We start from the raw sequence: 11821 nt of genomic DNA on the forward strand, positions 1-11821 counted from the left end.
CATAGGCAGTTGTAATGGAGCGCATAAATGAAGCAATCAGAAAACCCTAGCAGTATTCGCACTCGAGTCCCCTTTCAGGTGGGCCGACGTAGTGATATTCCTGCTGAAATGCTGTCATTTACCGCACTTAATAGCGACAAAGAACACGTAGCCTTGGTTTTCAAAAATGCCGATAGCCAACAAACCACACCTTTAGTACGTATTCATTCAGAGTGTTTAACCGGTGATGTATTTGGTTCATCACGGTGTGATTGTGGTGAGCAGCTCAATGAAGCCATTGAGAAAATGGCTGAACAAGGCGGCATTATTTTATATATGCGCCAAGAAGGCCGCGGCATTGGTTTATACAACAAGCTAGATGCTTATCAATTACAGATCAAAGGCATAGACACCTACTCAGCCAATAACCAACTGGGTTTTGACGACGACCTACGTGACTTTAGCGAAGCCGCACAAATGCTTAAAGCAATGGGCGTGTCGCAGCTTAAGTTGTTGAGTAACAATCCGCGTAAACAAACCGCGCTTGAAGAAAATGGCATTAAGGTTACCGAGCTAGAAAGCACTGGTGTTTACCGTAAAGTAGACAACCACTACTACCTAGAAACCAAAGCTAGCCGTGGCAAACACCGCTTAAAGCTAACCAAAGACATCTTGTCTTCTTAACGTTTCTAAGTAAACCGCAAGAATCTATAAAAAGCGCCATTCATAGCAAGCGTTTGTAATACTTCTCAGCCTAAGCTTGAGACACTACACTTTTAGTCATTCTCGTTTAACGAGTGAACAAGGAGTGTTGGCATGATTGCGTTTATCTACATCGCCACAGTGTTTATTTGGGGCACCACTTGGTTAGCCATTGCCTATCAAATTGGCGATGTTCCCATCGCAAACTCCATTATGTACCGTTTTGCCATTGCCGCGTTGGTATTAATGGTGTTTCTAATATTAAGCCGCCGCTTACAATCACTTAACCTTAAACAGCACCTAAGCTGTTTACTGCTGGGTTTATGCTTGTTTAGCTGTAACTTCATGTTGTTTTACCACGCAGCTCAATACATCCCTAGTGGGCTCATCTCCATTATTTTCTCTATTGCGACCATTATGAACATGGCCAATAGCTGGCTATTTCATGGCCAAAAGCCCAGCTTACGTTTAATCAGTGGCGGGGTACTAGGCATTAGCGGCATTGTATTGCTGTTCTACCCAGATATGCGCCAAAGTGATACCGCCAGCCAACAACTCATGGGCTTATTAATGGCTCTAGCGGGCACTTACTGTTTCTCCTTAGGCAATATGCTGTCGGCTAAGCAACAAAAACAAGGCCTGTCGGTATTGTCGGTGAATGGTTATGGCATGGCTTACGGTGCAATGTTGTTGCTGTTATGGGGGTTGTTCAGTGGTGAAGATTTTGCTTTTAGCACCGAGCCCTTGTACCTAGGTAGTTTGCTATATCTCGCCATTGTAGGTTCAGTACTTGGGTTTAGCTTTTACTTAGTGCTAGTGGGCCGCCTAGGGCCACAAAAAGCCGCCTATGCTACGGTTTTGTTTCCAGTGGTTGCCTTGGGTTTATCCACCCTGTTTGAAGGCTACCAATGGACACCCGTTGCGCTAATGGGTGTGGCTACTGTGTTGCTGGGTAACTTGTTGGTCTTTACTAAAGGCAATCCCTTGCACCTATTACGAGCCAAGCAAGCAAAAGTGAGCTAACCGAAGAATCTGCACCCTTTGCATGGCGTTAAACTGAGCTGTTGCCAAGCAGCGCAGTGAGTAAGGTCATGCTATCCGATAGTATTATTAATATTATGAATAAGATGCACTATAATGACTAAGTTATTAATTTGCAGGGATAGCAACTATGCTTAGCTCGATCTCGATTCGCAAGAAATTATTTGTATTGCCAGTGCTACTCGCTGCAGCCATGTTAGGTGAAGTGATTCTAGTGACCAGTTCACTAAAACAAAATCACGCAGACGCCTTAATAGTGAATGTTGCTGGTCGCCAGCGAATGCTAACCAAAAAATTCTCTGCTGAAGAGTTGTTTAGAAGCACTCAAAAAGACCAACAGTTACCCGGTTTATTGGCCGCAGACAAAACCGTGGCCCTTTATCAACAATCACTTAAAGCCTTGCAACAAGGTGGCCGAACCTTCTCCGATATAGGTATGACAAGCGCAATAGAGCTGCCTCGGCCTAACCACCAGCCGTTTGTTGACCAGCTACGCCAAGTTGATTCTTTATGGAAAACGCAGCTTAGTGCTGCCGCCAGCTTGCAACAAAATCCCTCAACGCAAAATGCCGAAGCCTTTCTTGCAGCCAACCATAAAAGCATGGCTGCAATGAACAAAGCCGTATTGATTTACGCCGATTACGCTGAACACAAACTCAATAGTCTAGTGAACAACAGCATTGGTCTGGCGCTAGTCATGGTGTTGTTGAGTTCAATAGTGGCGTGGGTTGTGATTAGAGATACCACCGTTCCGGTAAACTCCTTAGTCGCTATTAGTCGAAAAATTAGCCGCGGCGACTTAAAATCGGATCCTGAGCTGAACAATATCATCAGCAAAAATGAGCTTGGAATGTTAGCCCATCACATTGAGTTGATGCGCCAGTCACTGCAAGAAGCGCTAGGTGAAATTCAACAAGCCTCTAGCAATATTAATTTGTCATCTAACCAAGTATCAGAGCTATCTACCCAAATAAGCCAAGCGAATAGAAACGAACAACAGCGCTTTAGTAACATGTATGAAAATTCGCAAACACTTGAAGAATCAACATCACGCCTCAGTGAAATTGCCGCCGAAACCCTAACCATGGTCACTCAGTGTAATCAGCTGTCCACTAACGCCTCTGCACTCGTGGGACAAAACATCTCGATGATGACCACCACTTCTGAAGAAACCACGCGAGCCAGTAGTTTTATTCAAGAGCTAAGTGGCACCGCCGAAGAAGTGTACGGCATTGTAGATTCTATTCGAGGCATTGCAGACCAAACTAACTTACTGGCTTTAAATGCCGCCATTGAGGCCGCACGAGCTGGCGAACAAGGCCGAGGCTTTGCGGTTGTGGCTGACGAAGTACGCAATTTAGCCGCGCGAACAGGCAGCTCTACCAATGAAATTTCTAAGCTTATTACCCAGCTTACAGAGGGTGTTAAACAAGTGGTTAATAGCATGGGTGAAGTGACCAGCAAGGTGGAACAGAGCCGCGAAACCTCTCAACAAACCGAGCAAGGCATTATTGAGGTGACAGAGAAGATTCAGTTGGTGGCCGAGGCTCAGCAAAACATTGATGAACAAGTTGAGAACCAAAACCAGCAATTAGGTATTCTTAAGCAGACTCAAAGTGATCTGCAGGAAATCATCGAAGAAAGCCACAACAAGTCAGAAACGTCTGCCTTGGTAGCTGGTCAACTAGCCAAAGTGGCGAACAATGTTACCGATTTACTGCAACGCTTCTCGTTAGATGCAAACTTAAAAGCTGAAACCAAACAGCAAGACGAGAAACGCAGCCACCCCCGAGTACCTACTGGCTTGCATTTTACAATGACTCAAGGCCGAGAGCGGGCGCAAGGCTTAACCCAAGACATCAGCCTAGGTGGTGTAAGCGTTATTGTGCCAAGTAATTTGCCAATACAAAGCAATCAGCCCTTGGTGTTAAACCTGTCGTATCTGCACAAAGGCCGCAATAAACAGTTTGATATTGCCGGTCAAATTATCGAGAAGAAAACCACAAAAGGGCAGCAGAAACTACAACTGCATATACGATTTGAGCAAACCAATGCCCAACAGAAACTCGCCTTAGAAGAAATATTTGAAGAGCACGGCCGTAAGAGTAACTTTGAATTGACTGCAGCTAAAGACAGTTATGTAGACCCACATACCAACGCAGTGCAATACAGCTCATAATCTATTAATTGCCCATCTAGAAACGATAAAACCCGCTAGTTAGCGGGTTTTGTTTATAAACGAGCCAACACCTAAACTAGCAGCATGAAGAAGAACTAAAGTGCACTTCAACTCTTCGCCCATTAGTTGTAGCGTGATTTAAATAGTACCAACCATATTGCTTCATCAAGCGCTCGGTTAGCTCTAAGCCCAGCCCAAAACCCAAATCATCATTATGCGTATCATCAGACAAGTTGTGGTTGATGATCACCAGCTTTTCTTGCTGCTGTTCAATCTTAACTTCTCCTGAATAAGTATGTTGAAATGCATTACGAATAAGGTTGCTAATGACAATTCTACATAAGCCCATTGGCAAGGAGATTGGCGTAGCATCTATCGCTAAGTGTACGCTCACCTCTTTACCCACCAGCAAATAACTCAACTCCCCATTTATTTGCTCTATCAATTCACCTAGTAGCACTTCATCTTGCGGTAGCGCTTTATCTTCTTGACGATTTAGCCACAACAAAGTGTCGGTTAAATTAGTCATGGTTAACGCCGCACGCTCTATTCTTCGCAGCACCTCTTGCTGCTTACAGGGGTCAATATCACGTTCGATCATCTTGCCTAATAGCTCAGCGTTACTGCGCGTTACCGCAATAGGGGTGCGTAATTCATGACTAGCGTAACCCAAAAAGCGCTGCTCTCTGTCTAAACTGTCTTGCACTGAACTCAAGCTAGACTGAATAATCTGAGCTAAAGCATCTAGCTCACTGTAGGTAAAGCTAGGCAATGGCTGTTTGAGTTGCTCTTGGTTAAGCCCCTTAGCCCAATCTCGTAACGATCGTATTGGTGTAGACACACGATAAGCGAGAATAATCAGTATCCCTGCAAATATTACAATCGCCGCCAGCGCATAGAATATAATGTAGAAAAAATTTGGTAACTTGCGCTCTCCATGATGCCTAGGCCTGGCTTCGGTCAACACTATCGAGGCGAAGCGGGTTTCCCCCTCTCGCTCTAGCTTGAGAACAAAATAGCCTGCTTTAGGTGGCGAAATTAATGGTACGCCGTCGATAAATTTACTCAACTGACCAAGCTCGATTTCGCTGGGGTCAATTCTGCTTTGAATGTCTTCTGGGAGATCTTGCCAACGCGTGGCAATGCTAAGTTCTTGCATGTTAACGGGGTGGTTATCACTCACTTCATGCTCAAAAGCTTGTGAGCGAATTAACTCCGTCATGGCCACATCCATACCAGAAAAAAAGTAGCTTACTGCCACGCCCGACATGGCAATAATAACTAACGAGCCAGTGACAAACATCGCTCCAATAACGTAGAGCCGTATGCTGGTATTTATTTTCACTGCGGTTGTTCCTGTTTTAGCGCAAATCCCTGACCAGATATTGTATGGATGAGTTTAATCTCAGCCTGGCTATCTACCGCCTTCCGTAGATTAAACATATGTACTTTTAAGCTATTACTGTCTGGTTGTTCATCGCCCCATACACTTTGTATCAAGCGCTCTCGAGTGACTAAATTAGGGCTTTCACGCATCAGTACTGTTAGCAATTTAATGCCGGTTGGGGAGAGCTTCAACAGCTGTTGATTGCGAACCGCTGTTTGCGCTTTTACATCCAACTCCAAATCGGCTACCACTAGCTTGTGCGCCTCTCCGCTGCGACGCCGAGACAATACTCGCGCCCGTGCTATTAGCTCTTCCATGGCAAAAGGTTTAACTAAGTAGTCATCAGCCCCAGTTGAAAAGCCTTTTAACTTGTCGTCGAGCCTATCTCGAGCGGTTAACATCAGAATAGGCACATCAAGGCCTTGATTTCGAAGCTTTTCACACACTTCTAAGCCATCCATCTTGGGAAGGTTCAGATCCAAAATAACCACATCGTAATGATGTTGATGAATCAGATTCAATCCCAACAAGCCATTTGAAGCGTGGTCACATAAAATGTCTTCGAGTTCAAGATAATCAATAACAGCCGTGGCTAAATCTAGATCATCTTCCACTAGTAAAAACTGCAAATTGATTTTACTCATCGCCCCTCTTCCTCGAAAACATTTTACCTAAGCCACTAATTGGCTGGCACTAAAGCCTGCTTAAACACCAGCCCCTTAAGCTTAGCAAGGCCTTGATTAGCATCATGTTGAATCAACAACATAGAAGGCGTAAGTATCAAGGTTATTACCGTAGCAAACAAGATACCGTAACCCAAGGCAGCGGCGGCTGGTATTAAGAACTGAGCCTGCATCGACGTTTCGCTTAACAATGGAGCTAAACCAGCAAAAGTAGTAATAGAGGTCAGCAATACCGCGCGTAAGCGCCCACTACAGGCTTGGCTAATGGCTTCGCGTACCGACAATTTTCCTTGGCTAAGCAACTCATTAAAGCGCGATACCAAGAGCAAACTGTCGTTCACCACTACGCCACTCAAGGCTAGAATACCATTTAAAGATAAGATACTGATTGTTAGGTCATTCAACCAATGCCCAAGAATAGCACCCACAATACCAAAGGGGATCACCACCATAATAATCAGTGGCTGAACATAAGACTTTAAAGGTATCGCCAGTAGCGCAAATATAGCGACCAACGCTAATACAAAGGTATGTTGCATAGAGTCGGTAGATTCTTTTTGTTGCTCTGCTTCACCAGTAAAATCAATTTTAAGTGTGGGATAGTTTGCTTGTAACTCCTGCGCCAAACTACGCTCTAAACTGTTCACCAATTCATTAGATGAAATCACCTCTTTATCTACCACGGCAGTAATATATACCGCGCGTAAATTATCAATACGCGTAATCTCTGACTGCTGATAATCGGAATACACATTTGCTACGCTCACTAATGGTACAACTGCACCATCGGCAGTGCGAACGCTAGACTGCTTAATATCAGCCAAGGTTTGTCGCTGCTCTTCAGGGTAGCGAACACGCACTTTCACTTCATCTTTACCCCGCTGGAAACGCTGTACAATATCGCCACCAAAAGATTGCAGAACCTGCTTCGATAAACTGGCAGTATCCATACCCAATGCTCGACCTTGCTCACTTAACTCAAAGCGATACTGGGGCTCACCTAGATCTAGGTTATCGTCAATTCCGCTCACGCCTGCTATGCCTGTTAAGGCTTGTTTAAAGTCCTTACCCGCTGCCAACAAAACCGCTTCATCACTGGCTTTTAACTCAACTTTAAAGTTGTCTACCATCTCTTTTGCAGACAATACCTTGAGTTTTTTTGTGCCCTCTAATTGCCCGGCTTTTTCCAACCATAAATCGGCAAACTCATTAGCGTTGTAGGGGGCGTCAGTTGCCAGTTCCACGGTCACTGTGCCCGACTTATCAGCATCAGCGATCACCTGGATGCTAGAAATATATGTATCTGGCGCTTCACTGTGTAAATGTTGAGTACTAAGCAACTCATCCACGGTTACCGCGTGTTTTTCCAGGGCCAATAGATTTGTTTGAGTTTGACCAAAACTGGCATCGTTATACATTCGCACTTCTGCGCTTACTGTATCGCCAGCAATATCAGGGAAAAATGCCACTCGCACCGCGCCGGTCATTGGCATACCAATCACCAATATAAACAATGCAATAAAACCAAGTACCACCGCATAGCGGAAATTAAGCGCTTGGGTAATCACTTTTCTGTAAACATGTTGATTAAACCACTCCAAACCATTAGCGGCGCCGCCTTGCAAGGTAGACCACAGATTTTTCTTTGGTGTATCTTGGGTTTTAACATGAGCCAAATGACTAGGAAGAATCCATTTAGATTCAACCAACGACAGTAGCAAACAAATGCTGACCACCATGGCAAACTGGGCATAAACTTGGCCCATCTTTCCATCCACCGCGGCAATAGACAAAAACGCAACCACTGTGGTCAACACCCCAAAAATAGTGGGTGCAGCCACTTTCTTAGTGCCGATAATAGTATTGTTGATGGTGTCGCCATGTTCGCGGCGGGTGGAATAAATACTCTCTCCTACAACCACTGCATCATCTACTACAATGCCTAAAGCCATAATAAACCCAAAGGTGGTCATCTCATTGATGGTCAACCCCATAAAGGTGTCGGTCATAAAAAACAAAGTACCGAAAAATACAAACGGTAAGCTGGCCGCCACCCAAAACGCCACTCGAAAGTTCAGAAATAGCGCCAGCACAATAAACACCATGGCAATGCCAGTTAATGCATTTTTGCCCAGTAACGACAGGCGCTCTGTAATGAGAGTGCTTTTGTCGTACCACGATTCAATGTCCACATTCTCTGGCAATAAGTTACTACTGCGCCATTGTTCAACCACCTGAGTCGCTTGCTCTACAATGTTTACAACGTCGCTGTGTTCGTCCATCACCACTTGAATACCCATAGCATTTTGCTGGTCGAAGCGAGACAGGCTAAAAGTATCTTCTTCAAAGGTATCTGACAAAGTAGCAATATCACCTAAGGTAATCTGGCTGCCATTGGCGGTGGTTAAGATAGGGATCGCTTTAAAATCGGCTAATTCATAAGCTTGCTGAGAAACACTTAATCGAACCGTTTTTTCGCCGTTGCGTAAGCTAGTAGAAATAGCACTCGATGATTCTTCATTAATTGCATTTGATACATCGCTAAGGGTTAAGCCATAAGCCTGTAACATGGCTTCATTCACTTCCACCGATACCATTGGGTCAAGCTTGGCTTTAATCTCTAAATCGCTAATAGCGCTTTGGCTTAACAAGTCTGATTTAAGCTGTTCCGCCAAGCTTTGCAAAGTTGCTCGGTCGGCATCACCATAGAGCTGGATCCAAATAGCATGATCTTGCCTGCGCGCCTTATCAATCACCGGGTTATCCGCTTCGGTGGGGAGGTTATTAATCGCATCAACTTTGGTTTTCACATCATTGAGCAATACATCTAGGTCATAATTTGTCTGTTTCTCAATCGATACATGGCTACCCGAAGCGCTGGAGGTAGAGGTAATGCGTTTAATTCCTGATACTGTTTCTAAGGCCTCCTCGATTTTAATGGCAATCCCCTCTTCTGCCTGAACAGGGTCACCACTGTCATAGGTTACCGACACCGAAACAACGTCAGGTTCCAAACTAGGAAATGCCTCTTTGCGCAGCGAGTTAATGGAAAACAAACCCACTAAAATAACGCCAATCATTAACAGATTGGCTGCTACAGAGTTACGGGCAAACCACGCAATAACGCCTTGTTGTTGAGAATGACTACTCATCTAAACTGCCCTACCTTAGCTATCTTCTGAAGGGGTAACTTTCATACCCACATTGAAATTACTCAGTGGTCGCATCACCACCTGCGCGACGGCCTTATCGGTCAAGGGCTTAACATAGACTTTGTTTTGACGCTCAAAGACGGGTTTGGCCGTGGCTTTTTGCAGCAAGTTTTGTTCATCCACCAGCCAAATGTCTCCTTGCTGGGAGATAGCCGATGCGGGCAATTCCCATAAGCCGCCAAGGTTTGAACCACTTAATGTTGCTTGCACAAAAGTACCGGCAAACAAGGGAGTGTTTTGCTCTAAAGGTTTATCTACCGCAACAATCAAAGACCGCTGCCTAGTATTGTGGTCTAAATGTTGGTAAGCGCGCACTACTGTGGCAGCCCAAGTTTGTGAGCTACTGCTATCACTTAACTCAACATTCCATTGGCTAAAATCTTGATTGCTGGGTAAGTTTTCCCACTGGGACTCTGACAAGGGCACTTCTACCTCAATCCGGTCCACGCTATAAAACGTAGCCACATTGCTGCCAGCAGTTAGGTAACTGCCAGGCTGAATATTTCGAACCACTACCAGAGCATCAAAAGGCACTTTGATCTTGGTATCATCGAGATCTTTTTCGGCGCTTGCCAACGCTTGTTGAGCATTAACCAGCTGAGCCTTAGCGCTGGCCAGTTGGGGTTTACGTAACACTAGGGGAGAAGCGGGTTCGCCAGACAGCCCCGAGCGCAACCACTCTGATTCAGCTTGCTCGCCTTGTCTTTGTTCTTCCAGCAAAGCTAACCGCGCATCAGCGACATCGGCTTTAGCTTGAGTAAGCGCCTGTTGGTATGCGCTATCATCTAATTGAGCTACCACTGCGCCTTGTTTTATCACCTCGCCAGTTTCAAAATTGTCGGCTAGCCACACAACTCGGCCACTCACTTCACTGGTAAATTCAAGCTCAAAACGTGATTTGGTTTCACCGTATGCAATCACTTCAGCTTGATAACTTCCCGTGCCTGTGGCTTGTACTGACACAGCTGGTAGATTGATTACGCTAGCCGGCGCACCAACTTCAACCACATGTTCTTGAGCCGGCGCGGGTTTTCCCGGCATGCCCTTGGCTTGTGCCATTTGGCTGCCGTTGTATCCCACGACCACAAATATTGCGCCAGCCGCAGCTAAGGTAATGGCTAAAGTAATGGCATTTTTTTTCATGAGGAAACTCCCAAGCCCAGTGCTAGGCCTAAATCAATTCGGTTAATTAATCGTTGATGAGTGGTGCTAACCAGCTGCGCCTCAATATCGTAAGCTTGTTGCTGAACAATCAGCAGATCGAGAATATCGACCAAGCCTTCGCGATACTTTTGCTGGTAACTTTCGATACTGCGTTTGGCGCTAGTAAGAGAACTATTAAGATGCGTTTGTTGCTGAGCCAGGGCATATTCTTGGCCGCTGGCATTCTCAACTTCGTTCACAGCGGTCAGTAAGGTTTGTTGGTAGTTCCAATAACTTTGCTCGGTGCTTAGCTCGGCTATTTCGGCTTGTGACTTTAGCTTCCCACCTTGAAATAAAGGTGCAGATACCTGCCCTAACACCGCCCACACGGGGTTAGTGAACAATGCGTCGCTGGGAGAATCGGCAATATCGCTCAAACTGGCCGACAAACTAAATGACGGCAACATCGCTTTATAGGCAGCATCAGTGCGATAGCTGTCGGCTTCAATATTAAAAAAGGCTTGGCGTAAATCGGGTCTGCCAGACATATCTTGTACCGACAAATTGTCTAAAGGATTTAACACTGAAGGAAAAGTACTCGACACCTCCGGCGAGCTTGCCACCGCATCCCACTGACCAGTTTGCAGTAATAAACTGCGCTTACTTTGGGCGAGATTTTCTTGATACTTAGCCACGGTGGCGCGCGTAGAAGCAGTGTTAGCTTTGGCGCTATCAAGCTCCTCCAAACTGCCAAGACCAACTTGGTAGCGATCTAGCACTAGGGTTTCGTTGTTTTCTAATATGCTTAAGCGGCGCTGTTCAATCTGTAGTAGTTGCTGGTCAACACTAATATCTAACCAAGCGCGCATAATGTTTGCAGCAAGCAGGTCTCGCGTTGCATCCAGGCTGGCTTGAGTGGCGGCAATATCTTTTATCGCAGCATTATTGCTGTCGGCAAGCTTCTGCCATAGGTCTACCTCCCAGGTTACCGTGACGTCTGCGTTGTAACTTGGATCGGTGTTTTGAGTATTTTCAGCACCAAACGAGGCATCCACCGTAGGCATTCTATCCGCCCCGGTAACACCCTGCTGTGCATAAGCAATCTTAAGTGCGACAATGCTTTGCTGCAGGTTTGGATTGTTTTCCAACGCAATATCTAAGTACTGCGACAGCGCTGGAATACTCACTAAGTCGGTAAGGTAATTGGCCGTTTCACCGTTTTGTTGGTTCGCCCTTACTTCACGCTCGGCAATCACCTGCTCTACAAGCTGCTCTATGGCAATGTTACTGCTAGCATTGGCTTGAGCGGCATAATCAAGGTCACTGGTTGAAGCGCAACCCAGCACGCCAGTAAGTATTAAAGTAATAATGGAATATCTAAACATTTTGTTATCCCCTGCAAAGATGCTGGCAAGGTAACAAAGTGGAGGTTAAGGCAGGGTTAAGGGGCCAACAAAAATGTCTGGAAGAGAGTATTCAAGTCTTCGCCGTAGGA

At 45.5% G+C, this 11821-nt stretch carries 8 protein-coding genes; 3 read left to right on the top strand and 5 right to left on the bottom strand.

Annotation, left to right across the window (positions count from 1 at the left end):
- Positions 1-27 precede the first annotated feature (27 nt).
- The 3 genes from ribA (at position 28) to Q4549_RS06755 (ending at position 3901) form a co-directional block, all read left to right on the top strand.
- Entirely contained in the window at positions 28-663 is a 636-nt protein-coding gene (ribA, locus tag Q4549_RS06745) for a GTP cyclohydrolase II (RefSeq protein ID WP_303510369.1), read from the top strand.
- Between the two features lie 132 nt (positions 664-795).
- On the top strand, positions 796-1704 hold the full coding sequence (locus Q4549_RS06750) for a DMT family transporter (protein ID WP_303550457.1): 909 nt from the start codon (positions 796-798) through the stop codon (positions 1702-1704).
- 148 nt (positions 1705-1852) lie between these two features.
- Positions 1853-3901, top strand: a complete 2049-nt coding sequence (locus Q4549_RS06755; RefSeq protein ID WP_303550460.1) for a methyl-accepting chemotaxis protein — start codon at positions 1853-1855, stop codon at positions 3899-3901.
- Positions 3902-3977: 76 nt separating this feature from the next.
- On the opposite strand, the gene Q4549_RS06760 is transcribed toward Q4549_RS06755, so the two are convergent.
- From Q4549_RS06760 to Q4549_RS06780, 5 genes are read right to left on the bottom strand one after another with little or no spacing between them, the layout of a single operon-like run.
- Positions 3978-5246, bottom strand: a complete 1269-nt coding sequence (locus Q4549_RS06760) for a HAMP domain-containing sensor histidine kinase (RefSeq protein WP_303550463.1) — start codon at positions 5244-5246, stop codon at positions 3978-3980.
- The gene (locus Q4549_RS06765) at positions 5243-5932 is read right to left on the bottom strand and encodes a response regulator transcription factor (RefSeq protein ID WP_303550465.1); all 690 of its coding nucleotides are present in this window, start codon (positions 5930-5932) and stop codon (positions 5243-5245) included. Before Q4549_RS06765 ends, Q4549_RS06760 begins: the two co-directional genes overlap by 4 nt.
- A 35-nt stretch (positions 5933-5967) precedes the next feature.
- Positions 5968-9123 carry an efflux RND transporter permease subunit gene (locus Q4549_RS06770; protein ID WP_303550468.1) on the bottom strand — a complete coding sequence of 1052 codons (3156 nt, stop codon included), beginning with the start codon at positions 9121-9123 and terminating at the stop codon, positions 5968-5970.
- Positions 9124-9138: 15 nt separating this feature from the next.
- Positions 9139-10326, bottom strand: a complete 1188-nt coding sequence (locus Q4549_RS06775) for an efflux RND transporter periplasmic adaptor subunit (RefSeq protein WP_303550471.1) — start codon at positions 10324-10326, stop codon at positions 9139-9141.
- Positions 10323-11711: a TolC family protein gene (locus Q4549_RS06780; protein ID WP_303550474.1), complete on the bottom strand. Its 1389-nt coding sequence runs from the start codon at positions 11709-11711 to the stop codon at positions 10323-10325. Before Q4549_RS06780 ends, Q4549_RS06775 begins: the two co-directional genes overlap by 4 nt.
- Positions 11712-11821: the final 110 nt, after the last annotated feature.

The sequence above is a fragment of the Agarivorans sp. 2_MG-2023 genome (genome assembly GCF_030548085.1).
Lineage (GTDB): Bacteria > Pseudomonadota > Gammaproteobacteria > Enterobacterales > Celerinatantimonadaceae > Agarivorans.